Annotated in this window: 19 protein-coding genes; 10 read left to right on the top strand and 9 right to left on the bottom strand. The window is 55.6% G+C overall.

From position 1 onward, the window contains the following. Positions 1 to 213 precede the first annotated feature (213 nt). Complete coding sequence (locus ACR0NZ_RS17550; RefSeq protein ID WP_480520694.1) at positions 214 to 1,044, bottom strand: DeoR/GlpR family DNA-binding transcription regulator; 831 nt, start codon at positions 1,042 to 1,044, stop codon at positions 214 to 216. A 158-nt stretch (positions 1,045 to 1,202) separates the two neighbouring features. Here ACR0NZ_RS17550 and ACR0NZ_RS17555 point away from each other — a divergent pair, with 158 nt between their 5' ends. The 5 genes from ACR0NZ_RS17555 (at position 1,203) to ACR0NZ_RS17575 (ending at position 8,573) form a co-directional block, all read left to right on the top strand. Continuing rightward, positions 1,203 to 2,150: an ABC transporter substrate-binding protein gene (locus tag ACR0NZ_RS17555; protein WP_480477729.1), complete on the top strand. Its 948-nt coding sequence runs from the start codon at positions 1,203 to 1,205 to the stop codon at positions 2,148 to 2,150. A 76-nt stretch (positions 2,151 to 2,226) separates the two neighbouring features. Beyond that, on the top strand, positions 2,227 to 3,249 hold the full coding sequence (locus ACR0NZ_RS17560) for a quaternary amine ABC transporter ATP-binding protein (RefSeq protein WP_480520696.1): 1,023 nt from the start codon (positions 2,227 to 2,229) through the stop codon (positions 3,247 to 3,249). Beyond that, a complete protein-coding gene (locus ACR0NZ_RS17565; RefSeq protein WP_480520698.1) occupies positions 3,246 to 5,237 on the top strand; it encodes an ABC transporter permease in 1,992 nt (663 codons plus the stop codon). Before ACR0NZ_RS17560 ends, ACR0NZ_RS17565 begins: the two co-directional genes overlap by 4 nt. A gap of 1 nt (position 5,238) precedes the next feature. Then, positions 5,239 to 6,120, top strand: coding sequence for a phosphotransferase (locus tag ACR0NZ_RS17570; RefSeq protein ID WP_480520700.1), 882 nt, complete (start codon positions 5,239 to 5,241; stop codon positions 6,118 to 6,120). Between the two features lie 8 nt (positions 6,121 to 6,128). Next, complete coding sequence (locus ACR0NZ_RS17575; RefSeq protein ID WP_480520702.1) at positions 6,129 to 8,573, top strand: GcvT family protein; 2,445 nt, start codon at positions 6,129 to 6,131, stop codon at positions 8,571 to 8,573. A gap of 224 nt (positions 8,574 to 8,797) precedes the next feature. On the opposite strand, the gene ACR0NZ_RS17580 is transcribed toward ACR0NZ_RS17575, so the two are convergent. Next, positions 8,798 to 9,277, bottom strand: coding sequence for an Lrp/AsnC family transcriptional regulator (locus ACR0NZ_RS17580; RefSeq protein WP_480477739.1), 480 nt, complete (start codon positions 9,275 to 9,277; stop codon positions 8,798 to 8,800). A gap of 100 nt (positions 9,278 to 9,377) precedes the next feature. On the opposite strand from ACR0NZ_RS17580, the gene ACR0NZ_RS17585 reads away from it, so the two are divergent. Continuing rightward, complete coding sequence (locus tag ACR0NZ_RS17585) at positions 9,378 to 10,565, top strand: diaminopropionate ammonia-lyase (protein ID WP_480477741.1); 1,188 nt, start codon at positions 9,378 to 9,380, stop codon at positions 10,563 to 10,565. A gap of 135 nt (positions 10,566 to 10,700) precedes the next feature. Here the strand turns inward: ACR0NZ_RS17585 and ACR0NZ_RS17590 are convergent, their stop codons facing one another. From ACR0NZ_RS17590 to ACR0NZ_RS17605, 4 genes are all read right to left on the bottom strand, one after another. Next, positions 10,701 to 11,594: a VOC family protein gene (locus ACR0NZ_RS17590; protein WP_480495198.1), complete on the bottom strand. Its 894-nt coding sequence runs from the start codon at positions 11,592 to 11,594 to the stop codon at positions 10,701 to 10,703. 17 nt (positions 11,595 to 11,611) lie between these two features. Further along, positions 11,612 to 11,824, bottom strand: coding sequence for a hypothetical protein (locus ACR0NZ_RS17595; RefSeq protein ID WP_480520704.1), 213 nt, complete (start codon positions 11,822 to 11,824; stop codon positions 11,612 to 11,614). Positions 11,825 to 12,103: 279 nt separating this feature from the next. Next, on the bottom strand, positions 12,104 to 12,667 hold the full coding sequence (locus tag ACR0NZ_RS17600; RefSeq protein WP_480520706.1) for an MOSC domain-containing protein: 564 nt from the start codon (positions 12,665 to 12,667) through the stop codon (positions 12,104 to 12,106). Next, positions 12,668 to 13,210, bottom strand: coding sequence for a MarR family winged helix-turn-helix transcriptional regulator (locus ACR0NZ_RS17605; protein WP_480520708.1), 543 nt, complete (start codon positions 13,208 to 13,210; stop codon positions 12,668 to 12,670). Between the two features lie 87 nt (positions 13,211 to 13,297). Between ACR0NZ_RS17605 and ACR0NZ_RS17610 the strand changes: the two genes are divergently transcribed. The 4 genes from ACR0NZ_RS17610 (at position 13,298) to ACR0NZ_RS17625 (ending at position 16,630) form a co-directional block, all read left to right on the top strand. Continuing rightward, a complete protein-coding gene (locus tag ACR0NZ_RS17610) occupies positions 13,298 to 14,047 on the top strand; it encodes a hypothetical protein (RefSeq protein WP_480520710.1) in 750 nt (249 codons plus the stop codon). 56 nt (positions 14,048 to 14,103) lie between these two features. Continuing rightward, positions 14,104 to 14,628 (top strand): redoxin domain-containing protein, encoded by a 525-nt coding sequence (locus ACR0NZ_RS17615; RefSeq protein WP_480520712.1) that lies wholly within the window; start codon positions 14,104 to 14,106, stop codon positions 14,626 to 14,628. 343 nt (positions 14,629 to 14,971) lie between these two features. Continuing rightward, positions 14,972 to 15,757, top strand: coding sequence for a phosphodiesterase (locus tag ACR0NZ_RS17620; protein ID WP_480520714.1), 786 nt, complete (start codon positions 14,972 to 14,974; stop codon positions 15,755 to 15,757). Between the two features lie 3 nt (positions 15,758 to 15,760). Then, the gene (locus ACR0NZ_RS17625) at positions 15,761 to 16,630 is read left to right on the top strand and encodes an EamA family transporter (protein ID WP_480520716.1); all 870 of its coding nucleotides are present in this window, start codon (positions 15,761 to 15,763) and stop codon (positions 16,628 to 16,630) included. A 279-nt stretch (positions 16,631 to 16,909) separates the two neighbouring features. Here the strand turns inward: ACR0NZ_RS17625 and ACR0NZ_RS17630 are convergent, their stop codons facing one another. Genes ACR0NZ_RS17630 through ACR0NZ_RS17640 form a run of 3 tightly spaced genes read right to left on the bottom strand, consistent with a single transcriptional unit; the run spans position 16,910 to position 21,904 of the window. Then, positions 16,910 to 18,274 (bottom strand): aminotransferase, encoded by a 1,365-nt coding sequence (locus ACR0NZ_RS17630; protein ID WP_480520718.1) that lies wholly within the window; start codon positions 18,272 to 18,274, stop codon positions 16,910 to 16,912. Further along, positions 18,267 to 19,841 (bottom strand): trimethylamine methyltransferase family protein, encoded by a 1,575-nt coding sequence (locus tag ACR0NZ_RS17635; RefSeq protein ID WP_480520720.1) that lies wholly within the window; start codon positions 19,839 to 19,841, stop codon positions 18,267 to 18,269. Before ACR0NZ_RS17635 ends, ACR0NZ_RS17630 begins: the two co-directional genes overlap by 8 nt. Beyond that, positions 19,838 to 21,904, bottom strand: a complete 2,067-nt coding sequence (locus tag ACR0NZ_RS17640) for an FAD-dependent oxidoreductase (protein WP_480520722.1) — start codon at positions 21,902 to 21,904, stop codon at positions 19,838 to 19,840. Before ACR0NZ_RS17640 ends, ACR0NZ_RS17635 begins: the two co-directional genes overlap by 4 nt. Positions 21,905 to 21,947 lie beyond the last annotated feature (43 nt).

The following is a 21,947-nucleotide window of genomic DNA, read 5'->3' on the forward strand; positions in this document are numbered from 1 at the left end:
GTCACATATCTCCGGCGGTTTCCTTCTCCCCAAGAACCCGCTCCGCAAAGTCCATAAACGCCCGTATGATCTTGACATCGCGACGCTGGGACGATGTGCTCTCAGTAGTCAATCTTTCTTTTGCAATGAAACAGGTGGAGCATCGGAGGGTTCCTTCACACCGGCTTGCCCGAAATATCACGTGACCTGATCTGCCCTGATGAGACAGAGCGCCTAGTCCGACCCTGCGATAACTACTTCGATATCATTTTTATCGAGCATGTCCTGGATATTGGCAGGAGGACGGCGGTCGGTAAAAAACACATCAATTCCGGCCATGTTGTGAAGAGATATCGGAGCCCGCTTGTTGAATTTTCCGCTGTCGGCAACGACGATGCGCACTTGCGCATTTTCAGCCGCAGCACGTGCGATATTGGCTTCTTCGAGATCATGCAGCATAAAGCCCAAATCTCCATTCACGGCTCCAACCGAAAACACTGCCAACTGTACGTTGAAACGCTTCACAAGATCCAATGCCTCTGCACCGAAAGCACCCCCATCATGGGCGCGCAATTCTCCACCGGCCAGAAACACCCGGTTGTTGTTGTGCTTTGACAACGTGTAAGCGACGAAAACCGAATTGGTAACCACAAACAGGTCTTTATGTTTCCGCAACGCAAGCGCGACGTAGGCGGTTGTCGAACCGATATCCAGAAATAAGGAGTCCCCGTCGCTAATTGTATTTGCGACTGCCCGGGCTATTGCTTCTTTCGCATGCGCTTGCGTTCCCAAGCGGTTTTCAAAAGGTGGTTCAATTGCGTCTTCGCTAAGATGTACGCCGCCATGAACCTTCCTCACGATCTTGCGCTCTTCCAGTGCCTTGACGTTACGCCGGATCGTTTCATTGGAAACATTCAGTTTTTGAGCCAAGAGGCTGACCCTGCACGACCCGCCCGCATGTTGCAGCTCTCGAAGGATTTCTTCTTCGCGCTGATTTGTGGTTTTTCGTGGCTTTAACATGCGACCTCCTGAAAGGGGGATACGGCAGTCATCCCAATAAAACAATATTGCTCCCAATACGGTGCCATTCGGGGCTTTGTGTGCGAATTATAACGAATTATCGTGGAGAAATGTGGTTTTTATTGACGTAGTTGTCAGATTGGCGCAGCATGGAAGTGTAATAAACGAAAAACACTCAAAAAGCCACATTCAGGGAGCACAACATGATCAGGAAATTCAATACACTACACGCAATAGCGTTAGTCGCTGGCGTAACTGCTTCGGCTTCTTGGGCCGTCGAATCGACGGACCCTATCAAACTGACGCTGCATGATTGGTCAGGACAGCTGATCAACACCAAGATAATGGGAGCAATCCTTCAAGAGGCAGGGTACAACGTTGAATATGTTCAGGCGGACTATATCGCTCAGTTTGCGGGCCTGAAGACAGGTGATCTACATCTGGCAATGGAAATCTGGGAAACCACCGGGCGTGAAGCGCTGGACGAAGCCACCGCCTCTGGCAACGTGGTGAACGTTGGTGAAACCGGTCTGATGGCGATCGAAGAATGGTGGTACCCAGCTTACATGAAAGACCGCTGCCCAGGCCTGCCAAACTGGGAAGCTTTGAAAGACTGCGCAGGGGAATTTGCCACCGCTGAAACCTCGCCAAATGGGCGCTATGTCGGTGGACCTGTGACCTGGGGCGGTTTCGACGACGAGCGCGTCGAAGCATTAGAGCTAGAGTTTGAAGTTGTCCACGCAGGCACGGATGCAGCGCTTTTTGCAGAACTGGAATCTGCATATCAGCGTGAAGATCCGATCATGCTTTGGGTTTATGTTCCACACTGGGCCCCGGCCAAATATGACGGCGAATTCGTGGAGTTTCCGCCATATTCGCCCGAGTGCTACAGCGACCCGTCAGTTGGTGTGAACCCGGATTTGGCCTATGACTGCGGAAAACCGCGTGGTCCGATCTGGAAGGCTGCTTGGGCTGGCCTGCAAGAGAAGTGGCCGGGCGCGTATGACATCATCGAAGCCTATAACATCAATAACGACGAGATGAGCGCCATGGTCGGCAAAGCCGATCTGGACGGTGTGGATATTGATGCAGTTGTCGCGGATTGGATGGAGACGAACAAAGACCGTTGGTCTGGCTGGATCTCTAAATAATCTGCTTGGCCGAAGCGGTTACCCCGCTCTCCTCTACCGCTTCGGTCTTCTTCCGTCTTAGTACCGGACACCACAGATGACCCCCACAACAAAACTGTCCTGCCGAAACGTTTGGAAGCTTTATGGTTCAAACGCCGAGACCCTTCTCGCGCAAAATCCGAACCCATCTGCAGATGACATTCGAAATGCGGGTGTTATCGGAGCGGTACGCAATGCCAATATTGAAATCGTTGAAGGTGAAATTTTCATCATCATGGGCCTGTCCGGTTCAGGCAAATCAACCCTGGTTCGTTGTCTGTCCAGGTTGATCGAACCCACGAGCGGAGAGGTTCTGTTCGACGACGCCGACCTGCTGCGCGCCAGCGAAAAAGAAATGATTGAAATTCGCCGGCACAAGATGGGCATGGTGTTTCAGCATTTTGCCCTGCTGCCGCACCTGACCGTGTTGCAGAATGTGATGTTCCCCCTGACCATTCAGGCTACGCCCAAACACGAGGCCGAAGCAAAGGCGAGAGACGTGGTGGAACTGGTCGGACTGAAGGGGCGTGAAGACTACTATCCACGAGAGCTCTCGGGTGGTCAGCAACAGCGTGTGGGCATTGCCCGATCATTGGTGACAGAGCCCGATCTGTGGTTTCTGGACGAACCTTTTTCGGCCCTCGATCCGCTGATCCGTCGCGAAATGCAGGACGAATTTCTGCGACTACAGGAACGGTTGCATAAGACTATTGTCTTTATCACGCACGACTTTGAAGAAGCCGTCCGCTTGGCAGACCGCATCGCCATTATGAAGGACGGTGAAGTCATCCAGATTGCCACCCCAGAGGAACTGGTGATGAATCCAGCGACAGATTATGTGGCTGAATTCACGCGGCATATTCCGCGCTCCAAGGTTTTGACGGTTGGTGGTGTAATGACCGTCGGCGCTGCGGGTAAGGGTGAGCCCATTGTGCAATCAACCCGCGTCTCGGCCGTGGCGGAACGGATCATCACCGCAGATGCACCAATTCCCGTGACAGACAGCGATGGTCTGGTTATTGGCGCCATTGATCGCAAGGCTATGGCCCATGTGCTATTCGGTGAAGGGGACGCGGTATGAGCCGCCTGTCCCGCAGCCAGCTTGTCATTCTACTGCTTGTCGGACTGACAATCCTGCTGGGGTATTTCGGCAGTAACCTGGGAAAAGCGCTGGATGCGCGCTGGATCACCAAATTCCCGTCGGCTTGGGTCGTCCCGTTCAAAACTTATATTTCATCTTCGATGTCCTGGTTGATCGAGGATGCAGCAATCGGCCCAGTTTCGTTCACCGACGTTACCCGCGCTGCCGCTTGGTTGATCGAACAGCCCTATGACCTTGTCTTGTCCCTGCTGGCCGAAGGTTTTGTCACCGGGCAAGGCAATGATGCGCAAGTCATTCTACCTGCGATCAGCTGGATTGTAGTGATCACCGCCGTAGTAGCTTTGGGACAGTATTGCCGGGACTGGGGGCTCGCGGCATTGGTCGGCGGCTGCTTTACCTATCTGGCCGTCTTTGGCCAGTGGGACAGCGCGATGGTTACGCTTGCCTCGGTCCTGATTGCGGTGCCCATTGGCGCGGGCGGTGGGCTGTTGTTGGGGATATTGGCCTATCGCCACCTGACTTTCGACCGCATCATCTCGCCCATTCTGGACTTGATGCAGACAATCCCGATCTTCGCCTATCTGGTACCAATTCTGTTCATGTTCGGCTTTGGACCGATTTCGGCGCTGGTCGCCACGATCATCTATGCGACACCGCCTATGGTGCGAATCACCACGCTTGCCTTGAGAGCCGTCGACCCCGAGATTTTGGACTTCGGGCGCATGGCAGGCACGACGCAAAAGCAGTTGATGTGGCGCGTTTTGGTTCCTTCCGCCAGCCACAGTCTGATGGTGGGTGTCAATCAGGTGATCATGCTGACGCTGAACATGGTCATCATTGCCTCGATGATCGGGGCCGGAGGATTGGGGTTTGACGTCCTTGCCGCGCTGCGCCGCCTCGATATCGGCGCTGGGTTCGAGGCCGGTATTGCCATTGTGGTTCTGGCCATTGCGGTCGATCGCCTAAGTCAGGCTTTCTCCGAGCGTATGGGGCAGGTACATCACGAGCTCCCCGGCTCGTGGATCACCCGCCATCGCCGGACAGTTCTGGTAATGATCCTGCTGATTTTGACCTGGGTTCTAGGGCAGTTCTCACCCCTGCTGCTGGAATATCCTGAAAGCCAGACGATCACCACTGGCGGGTTCTGGGATGACACGGTCAAATACCTGAACATCAATTATTTTGACACATTCGAGGCGATCAAGGTCTTCTTCCTGACGTGGTTCATGATCCCGATCAAAACGGTTTTGCTGGGAATCCCATGGCTTTGGGCGATTGCCATGCTGACCTTGCTGGGTTGGCACGCGGGGGGCTGGCGGCTGGCACTGCTGTGCGGAGGACTGGCGTCGCTGATCCTCGTATCAGGACTGTGGGCCAAGGCAATGGTGACAGTTTATCTCTGCGGAGCCTCTGTGTTTCTTGCTACTCTGATCGGCGTTCCGCTGGGTGTTGTGGCCGCACTGAACAAACGCGCCGGGACATTGATCAACCTGTTGATTGATACGTTGCAGACTTTGCCCAGCTTTGTCTATCTGATCCCGGTAGTGATGCTGTTCCGGGTCGGCGATTTCACTGCCCTGATTGCCATAGTCCTTTACGCACTGGCCCCGGCCGTACGTTATGCGGCCCACGGCGTGCGCTCGGTCAGTGAGGAATTGATCGAGGCCGGATTGGTTTCTGGCTGCACACGCACGCAACTCTTGCGCCATATTCGCTTGCCGATGGCCCTGCCCGAAATCCTTTTGGGTATTAATCAGACCATCATGCTGGCGCTGTCCATGCTGGTTATCACGGCCCTCGTTGGCACCCGCGATCTTGGGCAAGAGGTCTACATTGCCCTGACAAAGGCTGACACTGGCCGGGGTCTGGTGGCAGGGCTGTCCATCGCATTCATTGCCATCATCGCTGATAGGCTGATCAACGCTAGCGCTCGCCAGGCACGCATCCGCTTTGGAATGGAGAGTTGACATGACCCAATCCGACCTGATGACCCGCATTCGAAAGCTACCGATCTGGCAGGGCGAGATCAAAGCCACCCCGTTGACGGGTGGGATTACAAATGTGAACTACAAGGTCACTGACAGCAGAGGATGCTATGTGGTGCGTGTCGGTGACGACATCCCTTTGCACCAGGTGATGCGCTTCAACGAACTGGCTGCCAGTAAGGCCGCACATGCAGCGGGTCTGTCACCCGCTGTAGTGTTTTCGTCCAACGAATTGACAGTGCTGGAATTCGTCGAAAGCCGCACTTTGACCGAAGAGGACATACGCGACCCCAGTATGCTGCCGCGGGTGCTGGAGCTCGTGAAAGCCTGCCACCTTGAGGTGCCCAAGCACCTGCGCGGACCGTCGCTGGTGTTCTGGGTCTTTCACGTCATCCGCGACTATGCTGCCACTCTCACCGAGCGTGGAAGTTCGCATAAGGGCCTGATCCCGGAACTTGTGCAAATTGGAAATGACCTGGAAGCCGAAGCCGGGCCGTACGACATCGTGTTTGGCCATAACGACCTGCTTTGCGGCAACTTTCTGGACGATGGCACCCGCCTGTGGCTGATCGATTTCGACTACGCGGGATTCAACTCGCCACTATTTGATCTGGGGGGGCTGGCCTCGAACAACTCCCTTTCCAATGAACAAGAAGACTGGGTTCTGGAAACCTATTTCCAGGCACCCGTCACCAACCAATTACGTCATCGCTATTCGGCGATGAAATGCGCCTCGCTGCTTCGTGAAACCATGTGGAGCATGGTGTCCGAGATCACCTCGGAAATCGACTTCGATTACGCAGCCTACACGAGCGAAAATCTCGCACGGTTTCGCACGGCCCTGACCGATTACAAAAACACCTGAGGACAGATATGACCGACCTTCCAAATACAGCCAAAGCCGTCATCATCGGCGGCGGCATCATCGGCTGCTCGACCGCCTATCACCTTGCCAAGCTTGGTTGGACCGACACGGTGCTGCTGGAACGCAAAAAGCTGACTTCGGGCACCACATTCCATGCGGCGGGCCTGGTGGGGCAGCTGCGTTCGAACGCCAATATAACTCAGCTGTTGGGATATTCAGTCGATCTGTACAACAAGATTGAAGAAGAAACCGGTCTGGGAACGGGCTGGAAAATGAATGGTGGTTTGCGTCTCGCCTGCAACGAGGAACGCTGGACCGAGGTCAAACGGCAGGCCACCACAGCCCATTCCTTTGGTCTGGACATGCAGCTGCTGACCCCGAAGGAAGCGCAGGATCTTTGGCCGCTGATGGATATCGGTGACGTCATAGGCGCGGCGTTCCTGCCCACCGATGGGCAAGCAAACCCCTCGGACATTACCCAGGCGCTGGCCAAGGGCGCGCGCATGGCAGGCGCGAAGATATTCGAAGATACAAAGGTCACCGATCTTGAAATCGAGAACGGCAAGATCCTCGCCGTAATCACTGAACATGGCCGTATCGAATGCGAAAAAGTGATCGTGTGTGCAGGTCAATGGACGCGCGACTTTGCCGCCAAGTTCGGCGTGAATGTGCCGCTGGTACCAATGGAACACCAGTACATGGTCACAGAACCATTTGGTGTGCCCGGCGATCTGCCTACCCTGCGGGACCCTGATCGGCTGACCTATTACAAGGAAGAGGTCGGTGGGCTCGTCATGGGCGGCTATGAGCCGAACCCGATCCCGTGGGCGGTGAATGGCATACCGAAAGGTTTCCACTACACCTTGCTCGACAGTAATTTCGACCATTTCGAACAGATCATGGAGCTGTCGCTGGGCCGGGTGCCAGCGTTGGAAACTGCGGGGATCAAGACACTGACGAACGGCCCCGAAAGCTTTACTCCGGATGGAAACTTCATCGTGGGTGAAGCACCAGAGCTGAAGAATTTCTTTGTTGGCGCTGGTTTCAACGCCTTTGGCATCGCCTCGGGCGGTGGCGCCGGAATGGTGCTGGCAGAATGGGCCGCCAAGGGCGAGCCGCCTTTTGACCTGTGGTCCGCCGACATTCGCCGTTTTGGCCGCCCGCATTTCGACACCGATTGGGTCCGCACCCGCACAGTCGAAGCATATGGCAAACACTACACCATGGCCTGGCCACACGAAGAACACGAATCCGGCCGCCCCTGCCGCAAGTCACCGCTTTACGATTCGCTTGAGGATCAGGGTGCGTGCTTTGGCGAAAAACTGGGTTGGGAGCGCCCGAACTGGTTTGCCGACGCATCGCTGGGCGAGGCGCCAAAGGACGAATACAGCTTTGGCCGCCAGAACTGGTTTGCCGCCGTTGGTCGCGAACACAAAGCAGCCCGGGAGGCGGCCGTGCTGTTCGATCAAACATCGTTCGCCAAATTCGCGCTGAAAGGCCCCGACGCCCTGGCTGCGATGAACTGGATATGTGCCAATGATGTGGACAAACCGGTGGGCGCTCTGGTCTATACGCAGATGCTGAATGACAAGGGCGGAATTGAATGCGACCTGACCGTGGGCCGTGTAGCGCATGATGAGTTCTACATTGTCACCGGCACAGGCTTTGCCACCCACGATTTCGACTGGATCAGCCGCAATATTCCGGACGGGCTAAACTGCCAGCTGTTCGATATCACCTCCTCAAACGCAGTATTGTCGCTGATGGGGCCGAAATCACGAGACATTCTGGCGGCGGTTACCCGCGACGATGTGTCGAATGACGGGTTCAAGTTTGGTACGATCCGGACAATCGGTATCGCCGGTTGCCCTGTCAGGGCACTGCGGGTGACATATGTGGGCGAGCTTGGCTGGGAACTGCACTTGCCTGTTGAATATGCACAAACAGTCTACACTGCGCTGATGGAAGTAGGGCAGCCACACGGGTTGGTTAATGCAGGCTACCGCGCAATTGAATCTCTTCGGTTAGAAAAGAGTTACCGCGCCTGGGGATCTGACATCGGGCCCGATCACACGCCGTTTGAAAGCGGTCTGGGATGGGCTGTGAAACTGCGCAAAAACATAAACTTCAAGGGCCGCGCGGCAAGCGAAAAGCAAAAGGCCGAGGGCGTCAAAAAGATGCTGGCCTGCTTTACCGTCGACCCTGATGTGGTGCTGTTGGGCCGCGAAACGATATACCGGGATGGAGAACGTGTGGGTTGGCTAACGTCGGGTGGCTATGGTTACACGACCGGCAAATCCATCGGTTACGGCTATGTCCGAAACCAGGGTGGTGTCGATGCGGAATTTGTTACGTCCGGCACATATGAGTTGGAGGTTGCGACCCAACGTGTCCCCTGCGACGTTACACTTCAACCGCTTTACGATCCCAAAATGGACCGTATCAAATCGTAACACAAACCCCTGTAGCTTGGATGAGGTTGGGGCAAATGTGTCCCAACCTCATTACCTCGGGAAAGGTGTTCATTTTCCAGTTAAACCAAGAGGTGTCCCGGCAGGATTTACTGTCCAGATCACCAGGTTGCCGGCAGATTTGGAATGCACAAGCACTTTGTTTCCTGTTCTCGCCGCGCAACGTCAAATACCCCGCCGCACTACCTGCGCTGGTGGGGCACAAGTCAGATGTTCAACTGCATGGATGACTTTGTTCGGTCCATTGCAACGAATGTCCTGAACTTTCGGATGTTCTTGTTCGAGAAGAATAACCGTTGGGTAAGCTTTTCATATTCCGACATATCTCGAACGATAACGATCAGAACAAAATCCACTTCACCAGTAACATAGTAACATTGCTGAACCTCAGGGGCACCAAAGAAGCTGTTCTTGATTTCATCGATTTTTCCGCCTGTCTCGGTTTTTAGTTCGACTTCGACGAAAATGGTCAGCGGCAATCCCACGGCTGCCGGATCAATATGCGCTGATTGCGCGGCAATGATCCCTTCCGCCTCCATGCGTTTGATCCTTCGCTGTACGCTGGGCGCAGACAGATTCACGCTTTCACCGATTTGACGGTGCGGCACCGTATTGTCCTGCTGCAACACCCTAAGAATCGCGAGATCGAAGCTATCCAGACTTCCTGATGAAAATTTTTGCTTCACGGCAACCTCATGCAAGTTTGTTTCAATTTTACCTGCAACTTAGAGCAAAAACATCACCGCCATTGATTTATTTTTGCACCATCAATGGAAGGACCACAAAATGCTCGCAAACTTTGAGACTGTCGGAATTGAAAGCCATGCAGCCAAGCCACGCTTTGGCCATGCCGCCGCAACCACTTTACCCCGCGAGGGTTTTGACCTCGCGCAGCGGGAAATTCAAAGCTGGAATGGATATGAAAGAGCCCCAATGCTATCCCTTCAAGGTCTAGCCGATGCGCTGAATCTGGGCACAGTCTGTTACAAGCATGAAGGGTTAAGATTTGGCTTGGGCAGTTTCAAAGCACTTGGCGGCGCTTATGCGGTTCTGCGGGTATTACAGCGTGAATTGACCGAAAAGGCAGGCCGGGAAGTCACCGCTGATGAGATTCGAAACGGCACCCATGCTGCCGGAATTGCAGACATAACCGTCATCTCCGCAACAGATGGCAATCACGGGCGTTCAGTGGCTTGGGGTGCCCAGCGCTTCGGCGCGCCTTGCCGAATTTACATTCACAAAGAAGTAAGCGAATTTCGCGCCGACGCAATGCGCCAGCTGGGGGCCGAAGTGATCCGAGTTGATGGAGATTACGACGCTTCCGTAGCAAAGACCCGCATTGATGCAGCAGAACACGGCTGGTTGATCGTTTCGGATACTTCCTGGCCCGGTTACACTCAGGCACCGCTTGATGTCATGGCTGGCTATGGGGTCATGGCGCGTGAGATCGTGCAGGACTTAGCTTTGCCACCCACTCATGTCTTCCTGCAAGGCGGCGTTGGAGGCTTGGCGGCTGCCGTCACCGCGGTATTCCTCCAGGATTGGGGGCAGAATGCTCCGCGCGTCATCGTGGTCGAGCCTGAATTGGCCCCCTGCCTTTTTGCAAGCGCCCAGGCAAATCGGCCTACAGCCGTCGAAGTAGGCGAAGAAACCATAATGGCTGGGTTATCCTGCGGCGCGCCGTCCGAATTGGCATGGAACGTTTTGGGAGAGGCCGCCAGCGGTTTTATGACGATCCCTGATCAGCTTGTGGCACCGGCCGTCCGCCTATTGGCAAACGGCGCTTTCGGAGATGAGCCAATCGAGGCTGGCGAAAGCGCCGTAGCCGGTCTGATTGGCTTGATCTGCGCGTCATTGCGCACCGACCTGCGACAACAATTTCAAATTACACCAAAATCCAGAGTGATGTTAATCGGGTCAGAGGGCGTCACAGATCCGCATGTTTTCAACCGGATCATGAATGATAGCAACTGACATGCGGAAATGACCCCGCTTGGTATTCCCCCTTGGTGGAAGCCGCGCCCGGCTTCCACCTTCCGGCCAGGCCGCCGGAGTTTACCTCTGTCCCACCTGCAAGATACGCCTTTGTCCTTAGCCAATCATGCAGGTTCACTTCCTTTCGACAGAGAACCGCGTTCCCCAAGGGTCCGTCAGCTCTTGCGGTTGCAATACAGTCCCATCCGTCAACAGCACGATCTCGTCCAAGCCGCTGCTGTCAGTTGGACGAGCTTTTGCACCATTGCTGTTCCAGATATTGCCTGCAAAGTGATGGTGGTACCCGCCCGAACTGTAGAACCCTGCTGAACCTTCGTGCAGCATGCAGTCCTGCGCTAGATGTCGCGTCATAAATTCGTCGACCGAATTGATATCCCCGACCTGAAGGTGGACATGTCCGACCACCATATTTTCCGGAGCCCCGGACCAGTCTGTCCGGGCTGCACCTGCAATGGCCCCCAGATCCAGATGATGCGAGCCCATGCGGGTATACTTTCCATCCATCTGCCATGTATCAACAGGCCGGTCGGCGTAGATTTCGATCCCATTGTCTTCTGGATCGTTGAGATACAACGCCTCGCTGACGTCGTGATCCGCCGCCCCGGTCAACGGGATGCGGTTTTGTGCAGCATAGATCAGCCAGCGTCCCAGGTAATCGCGGTCCGGCATTAGAAAAGCTGTATGGAAAAGGCCCGCCGCATGCGGATAGCGACGCGCGGTACGGTCTTGGCGCAACTCGAGCAGAACGTTGTTTCCAGCGCCCAGTTTCAGGGTTTCGCCATCCCGCGCCAATTCCTCAAGGCCGAGCACTTGTTGGTAAAAGGTCCCAACAGCGTCCAGATCGTTCACAATCAGTGCCACACGGCCGATTGACACGGGGGCTTCACTGCTTTTCACGCCAAAGACTCCTTTTCTGAGGTTCGAAACCCCCTTCCCATCAACCGCGCTGGCGTAAGCCCGCGTACCCAGCATATCCGCGATCATCGCTGTACTGGCGGCGGCAGTCAAACCTCAGGCCATCCTGTTTAGAAATCCTCGCCTGTGCACATTGCCGGGATTGCAGCATAGAGACCCTCGGCAAGCACGCGGTACAGATCGACCTGCACATCACGATCGGCGGCCAGTTCACCGGCAACAGCCTCGATCAACTCAACCGGCCGGTCGCCATACGCGGTGGCGTGCTGAACATAGGTATCGCCAATATACTTGCCGAAATTGTTGAGATTCCGGCAAACCAAAACATCCCGACAAAACCCTTCGTCCAGTTTGATCGAGGCCTGGGTTTGTGCGTCTTTGCTTAGCTTATCAGCAAGGAGCGGGGTACCTGCCCAAGTCGTCCGCCCATCATACCGACGTCACCCAGTGGACCCCTCGGACGACGTATTCGGCATGCTCCCCAATCTCGCACGCGTATCTTCTTTTACATCGCCCATGGCCATGCGCGCGAAGGCTTGCCGCCAGCCTGGGGCAAGGTCTGTCAGATTTGCGAGGGCTTCGGTATCTTCACGGGAAACTCGTCATGTGAGACGGGCGCGGGTCACGTACAACACGCTCCAGTCCGGATTGCGCCTTTCAATCAACGTTATTCGATCTCCTGCTTCGACCTCACCGGTTTCCAGAACACGGTAGTACCACCCTGTGCGACCCGTTTTCTGAAACAGGTAGGGCATCCTTTCATTTCCAGTGTGCAGTCCCAGTTTCCAGCAGGGCTGACGGCCCTGGCTGATTTGAACGATTGCCGTGCCCAGCCTCAGGATGTCGCCAATGCACAGATTTTCCTCGGTCAAACCGGTTGTTGAGATGTTTTCACCAAAAGCAGCGGGCACTGCGCCGGGGGGCAGCTGCCCTTCTCTCTGCCAATCCGCATAGTGATCCTGCGCATAATGGTGAATGGCTTTCTCTGCACCGCCATGCACGGTCAGGTCCGCCTGTGCATCGTCAGAAAAACCAGTAAGCGAAATGACCTGACGTCCGGGCACCCGGTCCTTTTGAATGGCAGAGGGCGGCCTTGCTTCCCAGCGGTTAGTGACACGACCCAGGAAAATGCCACCGATTTCTGAGGATAGTTCAGGAAGGAACATTCAGGCTTCTTTGTGTTCGATGCATATCTTTTCTTCTTCGCCGCGCTCGAGGCTAAGGTTCAGCAAGGTGCAATAGTCATTTCCCATACCTGTCTCATGATAGGCGCAGGTCATGCATTTCCCGAACGAGTGGCCACCGTTCGCTGCCAATGCCAACCTCAAGCTCTGAAGAAGGCCCTCCTTGAGGGACACCTGAACGCTGGCGGGCAGATTGCCAATGGCGTCTGCAATCGGATTGGCCTCTGCCAAAACGGCGCGGCCAGCCTCGGTCAACTCATACGAGATCGACCGCTGGTCAGATTTTTGCCGGTGTTCGGCGGCGTATCCCTTGCGCACAAGCGCCTTCAGCGTCTGGGACATCGTTCCGCGTGTTGTCCCTAGGTATTCTGCGACATGTGACGGTGAACGGGAAAACTGATTTGCCTCGGACAGGTACTCCAGCGCGGCTCTTTGCGTCGGATTCAGGTCGCCCGCCCAGCCCGCAGCGGAATCTATCCTGGCAAGGCGGTTGATAAGGATACGTATATTGTGATCGTTTCTCATGCTACAACAAGTAGCGAGTCGAAATTAAAGTTGCAATGCGTTTCTTCTTATAGTATCGAGTCGCTATTACTTGACTGGAGATGAGAAATGGCACTTACCTGGAAATCACTTGCTGCCATTGTGATCGGAGCTTCACCTGCCATCGCAGACGGCACTCACGCCCTTCATCAGGAGGGGGCTGTTATCTCTCCCGCTGATGCCAGCATGGCGGCTGACTTCGACATCCTTGCAGCGCATGCGCATCGCAACGGCAATACTGTTACGTTTCACATGACCACCAGCGGCACTGCCGGGGCTTCGGTTCCAGCGGCAACCGGGGCAGTGGGCGGGTCAGACGTCTGGTCCTATGTGTGGCCTACATCTCTGGATCCGTCCGCAGTGGGTTTCGAAGGCGGCACCGGCATACTGGCAATGGCTGCAACCAGCCACCCGGATTTTGACGACACGCCTCTTTTTGATGAAAACGGCGATGGCAATCCAGCCAATGATGGCATCGAGTGGCACAGCCACTGGGTTGTACTCACCCCGACCGAAGCTTGCGGCCCGGGCGCCCTTGCAGTGCGCGATATTCCCGAAGGGTCGACGCCAAAGCTTCCTGCAACCTGGCCTGGGTTCCCAATCTTTCTGGACAGCCCTGGGTTCACACCGCTGTTCGATGGCCCGGAAATTCAGGTTAATGCTGAGTTTTCCAGCGACGTTCAGCTTAAGGGCATCGCTTATGATGGCGTGACCTCTGCCCTGCGGGTAAACGCCAACATTCACGCTCCGCTGTTGTGCGTCACGGATGTTTTCGACATTGCGTCGGGCGACCTGAGCCTGCCGGGCAAGCTTCAGTAACGGTATCAGCCGGTCGCTTCACGCAGGCGTCCGGCCCCTGAACAAGAGAGACCAATATGCAAGCACCTGAACTACAGGTCAGTGAATGGTTCAACACTGACAAGAATTTAAAGCTTTCGGATTTCCAGGGTAAGGTTGTCCTGATTGAGGCTTTCCAGATGCTGTGCCCAGGCTGCGTCCTCCATGGCATTCCTCTGGCACAAGCTGTGCGGGAGCATTTTTCCAGCGAACACGTCGCCGTAATCGGTTTGCACACCGTTTTCGAACATCATGACGCGATGACCCCGGTATCACTGAAAGCCTTTCTTCACGAATACCGTATCAAATTTCCTGTGGCGGTCGACAAACAGGGCACCGGGCCTTTGCCGGAAACCATGGCGGCATACGGAATGCGCGGCACGCCCAGCCTTGTTCTGTTGGATCAGTCAGGACGGATTGCAGCACATCACTTTGGCCAGGTCTCAGAGCTGCAAGTGGGTGCAGAGATTGGCAGCCTGCTTGCCCGTAAGGCTGCTGCTGAGGACGCAAGTCGGCACCCCAGTCAGGCCAGCCGGTGTGATGACACTGGCTGCGCTGTGTAAAACGGAAGTGTAGAGAAGACAAACCAAGGCGCACTTCCCTTTCTCGGTTTGTGCGACTTGGGTTCACCCTTTTCTTAGCTGTGCAGGTCTGCCCTGGTTTCACATGATCGTTTCGGCCAGGCACTACGCCCGTTTCAGATTTGAATACCGCGATAACAACACGGCCGGATCATCTGGAATACGGTTTCACACCGGTCGAGGCAAGTTTCGCAAACTCTGTCGTGTTCGGCTGCCAACCTTGTCGTGTATGAGCGAGTGATGCCAGTGAAATTCTTACTAAATCCGTGCGATCGGCAAACTTCGTCGATACCTTGTTTCTTGCAAAACTCAGGGAAAATGGCGGATGAAGTTCATTCACATCACTGATATACACCTCGTCCGCGACTCCGGTCCGCTAAATGGCGGCTTTCCGTCCCAGCGGTTGGACGCCTGTTTGGACGATATCCTTCGGTGGCATTCCGATGCGGCGTTCTGTGTCATCTCTGGCGATTTGGCTGAATTTGCCGAGGATGAGGCCTATCGGGCGCTCAAGGCGAAACTGGCCGCATTTCCGCTCCGCTCTTTTCTGCTGATTGGAAATCACGACGACCGAACTGTTTTCCAATCGGTCTTCCCGGATCATCCAAAGGATGCCAACGGGTTTGTCCAGCATCGGTTCGAAACGGATGAGGGGGTTTTCTTATTTCTCGATTCAACCAAAGACGGGCGCGATGTGCATGAAGGGCAGCTTTGCCCTGTCCGGCTGGACTGGCTCAGGCAGCAACTGACCGAAGCCGAGAACAAGCCAACCTATGTGTTTTTGCACCACCCACCCTTTGACCTTGGCATTCCCCTTGTGGACGAAATCAGGCTGGTCGATGCGGACGCCTTTGCTGATGCCCTCAAACACGGACGCAATATTCGGCATGTATTTTACGGTCATGTACACCGCATGACCTACGTAAATTGGCGCGGCATTCCATTCACCAGCCTGCCCAGCCTCAACCATCAGATTCCGTTGAATGCGGCCAGTGTCGATGGCGAGTTCTGCGACGAACCTCCGGCCTACGGCGTCGTACAGATTGCCGAGGATCAGCTGACAGTGCATTTCAACACTTTCCTGCAACGCAACCCATTGCATCAGACCTGAGGCATGGAATCCTACTGGATCGCATTGGTTCTCGTTTCGGCGGCAACCCACCCATTGCGCGACCTTACGCTGAAAGGGGTTGCGCATCCGGTGTCGTGCTATGTCGGGGTGTCTCTGACCTGGGTGATCCTGGCGGCGGTTCATACGCTGGTCATGGGTCAGGAATTGAGCCTGCCGCTTGAGACCTGGCCCTTTGTCGCAATCTCAGCCCTTGGTTTGACCTTCTATTACTACGGCACATTGTCGGCCCTGAGACGTGGGAACCTGTCGGTTTATTATCCGATTATCCGTTCGTCGCCGATTGCCATTGTCGCCTTCAGCTGGCTGGCCCTTGATCAGCATTACTCGTGGTTCACCCTGCTGGGGATCGCATTGGTCCTGGTGGGCAGCCTGATGCTTCAGAAGTCGCCCGGCGGCCTACTGCACGATCACAGAGCATTCGCGTTGGCAAGTATGGCGATGCTGGGGTCGGCTGCTTATTCGTTAAGCGATGCCCAAGCGATGAAGCTGACCAATCCGGCACCTTTCCTGTTTTTCACCTATATTCTTGTGACACCGCTGCTTGCTGGCGTCAGGGCCTGGGAAGATCGCCACTTGTCAGCCCCGTTCCTGGGTGTCGTGCGGGGCTGGGTACAGGCATCGGTGCGGATCGCATTTGCCGGGATCGTGTCCTATCTGTCATACCTGTTCATCCTAACCGCTTTTCAGCTTGGGGCTGAGGCCGCCACAGTCAGCGCGGTCCGGCAAGCATCAATCCCGGTTTCGGTGACCCTCGCAGCGATCATCCTCAAGGAATCCCGCTTTCTGCACCGTATCGGCTGGGCCAGCCTGATCGCACTGGGAATTCTCTTGATTACGCTGTCCCGAGGTTGAACCTGCATCCACTGTCTTGACGTACTGCGAATTCACCATTCTTCCACTGGCCTTGTTTGGGATCTCTCTGGACGAAAATGGCCGGTCCTGAAATGACATGCACGACAGAACCAAAGGTCAGAAACACTCCATCTCTGGACCCAATGCGTAGATGCCATAGTCGTTCAGACAGAGCGAATACGCCAAATCCTTAGCGAAAAATGAACTTGGCAATCCCTAAGATCGAAATGCCGCTATATTACCCGATCTCCAGATAATTGCAGCAACAGCCCGCACCAGTCACCGGCCACTGATCCTGCCGAGCCATTCGGATGTCGCTTCTAGCCCTTGCCGCAGGATAGTAAACATATGCTCGATTTCGCCTTGTGTAATGATGAGGGGCGGCGAAAGAACACACATGTTGATCACGGGTCGAACAAGCAGACCGCGTTTCTGGCATTCCATATCGATACGGTTGCCAATCTCATAGTCGCGCCCCAGCTCGCTCTGGGGATCGCCATCGACTGAGCACTGAACACACCCCATCAATCCCATCCCACGCGCATCGGCCACGATGTCAAACTGGCGCAACTGCTGTAACTGATCCTGAAAAACCGGGCCGACTTTTCGAACGTGTTCGAGTATCCTTTCCCGCTCGATAATCTCGATGTTTTTCAACCCGGCAGCCGCGCTGACCGGATGGCCCGAATAGGTATAGCCATTCGAAAAGGTGGCATCTTTTCCCGCAACATCCGCAATCAGCCTGTCAGAAATAATCGCGGCCCCCATCGGCGCATACCCGGATGTCATTCCTTTGGCACAGGTGATTATGTCAGGCTGAATGCCAAAGACAGCCTCGGAGGCGAACCAATGGCCCAATCGACCGAAAGCCGTCACGACCTCGTCGGAAATATACAAAACATCATACTTCCTGCAGATGTTCAGGCAGCGTGCGTGATACCCAATTGGTGGTACGATGACGCCGCCCGAGGCCAAAACCGGTTCGGCGATAAAAGCGGCAACATTTTCCGGGCCAAGTGCCACAATGGCGTTTTCGAGATCGGCAACTTTCTCGTTCAGAAAGCTTTCATCGCTTTGACCGGGCGCGCGGTAAAGCGGGTTCACGTCCGGCAGGAAATGCGCCAGGTCGTCGGCCTTGTCGAGCCAGAGCCTGTCTCGTTCCTTCCCACTGACGCTGGCCGCCAGATAAGTGCTTCCGTGATAGGCTTTTTGCCTTGAAATGATTTTCTTTTTCTCTGGCCAACCCATTAGGTTGTTGCGGAAATGGACAAACCGGATGGCAGTATCGACCGCAGTGGAACCGCCGGTTGTAAAGAAGACATTATTCAGGTCACCCGGCGCACGTTTGGCGATTTCGCGGGCAAACTGTGCCGCAGTCGAGTTTGTGTTGTTGAACGGCGAGAAATAGGCAAGGTTCCGGGCTTGCTCGGCCATTGCTTCGGCCATTTCCGCGCGTCCATACCCAATCTGGGTGCACCACATGCCCCCCGGTCCGTCGATCAGGCGTGCACCTTTTTCGTTTATCAAATGAATGCCGCTGGCACCTTCGATAAAGGTGCGGTCGTTTTCACCCAAAGCCTCCATCCCTTCCCACGGGTGCAGGAAGTGGTCGTTGTCCCATTGCTTTACGTTGGAATTATCCATGGCGCGCCATGCTTTCCGCGCTTAACACAATGGGAAATTCTTCGCGTACCCGAGCGTCCAAAGCGCCAAAATAATTTGGAAAATGGCTGTCGAGGATGGAATTCGCCTTGTCGCGGGCGCGGTCCAGAAGATCCGTTTTCCCCTCATTCTCCCAAGTGTCCGTACGCTCGCGGTCCATAAGCTGAGGGTAGACGAATTCGCTGTTCATATAGCTCAGCGTGTGCGGATTGCCGAGGAAATGACCCGGATCTATGGCACATTGGTGAATCACATCCACCGCCATGGTTTCATCGGTAACCTCTATCCCGCGCAAGGATCGCAGGATCATGCCGCCCGCTTCGTCATCGATGACCATGCTTTCAAAGCTGCATCCCATAAGACTACCGATCATACCACCAAACTCGCACAGGCGATTGGCGCCGGCATGCGCTGCAAGGGTAAAGGTCAGCGCCTTTTCCAACCCGTATTGTGCATCGGGTATTTTTGCATCGGTCATACCTGCACCCACCGAAGTGGGAAGGCCGTAAAAGTTGCCCATCTGAATTGCTGCGGCACCGATCAGCGCCTGTTCGCCACTGCCGCCGGTGAAAGACCCGCTGCGTAGGTCCGTTATGAAAGGCCAAGCCGCAAAGCAGATAGGGCAACCCGGCGTGATCAGGTTGACGATGGCGACGCAGGCAAGTGTTTCGGCGACGGTTTGAACCAGTGTTCCCGCAAGCGTCGCCGGAGCCGTGGCCCCGGCTTGAGGCGGCACGGCCAGATCAACAGTCAGGCCCAGCTTGGCAGTATCGATCAAGATTTCCATGTTTTCCTTGCCGATCCGCAGAGGGGAAACAATGGGGCAGCCGCCGAATATGACGCTTGGCTTTTTCAGGAAAGCCCCCTCGCCGCCCTGAGCCAGGTCAAACATGCGGATGGCATGTGGAATGTGGCTGCGGTCGCGGAATGTCAGGCAGGCGGGTTTTTGGCTGCCTGCAAGCATGGCGTAAATGGTGTTCATGTCATGGGTGAAATCATCGGTCACATCCGTCGCCAGAACCGTGTCGCCCAGCATGTGAATGTTTTCCAATCGGTCTACCAGGCGGGTGAAATCATAAACATCACGCAGAACCGACGGACGATAGGTTTTGGTTTTGGCATCGAATGTTGTCACGGCGGTTCCAGAGTTGGCGAAGTAAACGCTCTCTGCCGAACAATGCATGTCGTCTTTGCCTTCACGCTCTCCGCGGGCATAGACATAAAACTCCTTGGCAGCACCAGCCAGGATGTCTTCCATCAGGGCGCGTGGAAAGCACAGCCGATTGAGGTCACTCAACATTGCACCTTTGGGAAGCACCAGCTCAAGCAACTCCGGGAAATGGTCGGTAATACCGGTTTGTTCCAGAACGGTCAGGGCTGCATGATGGATGTTCTCCATATCGATTTGAGTCAGAGGTCTATAGCGTCCGCCGCTCAGACCCCCGCGTACGGCTTCGTTACCCGTGGTCGTCTGTTGTACCTTCAGACGCGCTGCGCGCCCGCCGCCCCCGCGACGACGTGAACGGGTTGTTTCATTGGTGCTGTTCATGTCGCATCCTCTGCCAAATCAATAATCTCACGGCGAAACCAGTCTTTGTCTGCATCGGCCTTTGGGCGCTCGAAATCGCGGGCGGCGCGATGGCCGGCAAAAACCGCGTCTGCGATCAATCCCGGCGACGCGGCATCACCAATGAGGTCAAGGGTTTTCAAACCGGCCCCCTTCAGGCTGTCGAAAAGGGCAGTTTCACGCTTGCGCTCGGTCACCAGAACCGTTGAGGCGCACGGGATTTCAATTTCGCGGCCGGTAAAGACACAGCCGATCCGCACCGCGCCGCCCTGAACCGCCGTAAGCACCTCATTGCAGCGGATATCCACCCCCAGTTCGATCATACGGGCCTGGATGCGGGACTGTTCCAAAGTATGAACGGCGTAGGCCGAAACCAAACTCTCTGGCGTGGCAAAAATGACCTGATATCCGGCAGTCGCCAGTTTCTCGGCAATCACTCCCGCCAGATAGATGTGGTCATCATCATAGATCATCACCGGGCCGCCCGGGGGCAGAACCCCATTCATGATCTCATCAGGCGTCAGCACCTTGGCACCCGGCATGACCGTGGGCAGGCGGCGCTGCGTGTTGCGACCCACGCCATCTGCGCGCCAATAGCTGCCGGTTGCGACAAAGACATGTTCGATGCCAAGCTCGGAGACTTGTCCGGCTTCGAGCTTGCTGTCCGTGAACAACTGTACGTTGGCCCGCTGCTTCAGATCGTTCAGGCGATAGTCAACCACCCGCGACCAGGCGGCGAGGCCGGGAAGTCTGCTTTCCCTGCCAACCCGTCCACCAAATTCGGTCGAGGCCTCGGCCAGTGTCACCTGATACCCGCGCCGTGCCAATTGCATGGTGCATTCCAGCCCCGCAGGTCCGCCACCGATGACCAGCACTTCTGCCTCGCTTTTTTTCGGCTCAATGATCTCGGGGTGCCAGCCGCGGCGCCATTCCTCGCCCATCGTTGGGTTTTGTGTGCAGCGGATCGGAACACCCAGATTGTCCGACGACACGCAGATATTGCAGCCGATGCATTCGCGGATTTCGTCGATCCTGCCTTCCTCGATCTTTTTTGGTATGAAAGGGTCCGCAATGGATGGCCGCGCGGCACCGATAAGGTCGACAATTCCCTTTTTGACCACCGACAGCATCATGTCCGGGGACGTCAGTCGGCCAACGCCAACAACAGGTTTTCGGGTGATCTGTTTGACGTGGGACAGAAACGCGTTCTGATAACCATCTTCGGGCTGGAAACGGGTCGTTGCGCTGTCATTGGACCAATCCGCCACATTCACGTCCCACAGGTCGGGAAGATCGGCTAATAGCTCGACAATGGCGCGGCCTTCTTCTGCCGCCTGCATACCGTCGGCGCCCATCATCTCGTCAATGGCAAAGCGGAACGCCACGGCACAGCTGTCGCCTATGGCATCGTGGGTGTCTTCCAGCAGTTCACGCGTCAGCCGCACTCGATTTTCAAGCGACCCCCCATATTCATCGCTGCGCTGGTTCATATGGGGCAGCATGAAATGCTGTGCCAATGTCATGTTGTGCCCGGCATAGACATAAACGATGTCAAACCCGGCCTCTTTCGCGCGCAGGGCCGCGTCGCGGTGCCAGCGGCGAAGTTCCCTAATATCAGCCTTGTCCATGGCCTGCGCATGCTTTGGTTGCGTCGTATCCACAGACATTTCGGACGGTGCAAGAACCGGAGCGCGGGTCAGCAGATTCTGCGCATGGTTGCCGTTATGAACCAGTTGGATGGCCGCCAGCGCGCCATGTGCATGCACCGCATCCGTCATCAGCCGCAGCGCAGGCACATCGCGCGCATCCCACAGTCGCCCTTCTGGGAACGGGGACAAATCCGAGGTCGGATGAATCTCGGTCTCCTGATTGGACACCACGGCCCAGCCACCTTCTGCTTTCATTCCCCGCACGGCAGCGTCCGCCCGCGGCCTGAGATGCCCCATCCCGGTGCAATGCGGCACCTGATAAAAGCGGTTTCTGGCTGTCACCGGCCCGATCTGGATCGGTTCAAAAAGCAGAGCATATGGGTTCGCGTTCGACATAATCACGCGTTTTCCTGTAGTTGGGTTCCGGAGCCCTTAGGCC

The sequence above is a fragment of the Ruegeria sp. AE3 genome (assembly GCF_056542225.1).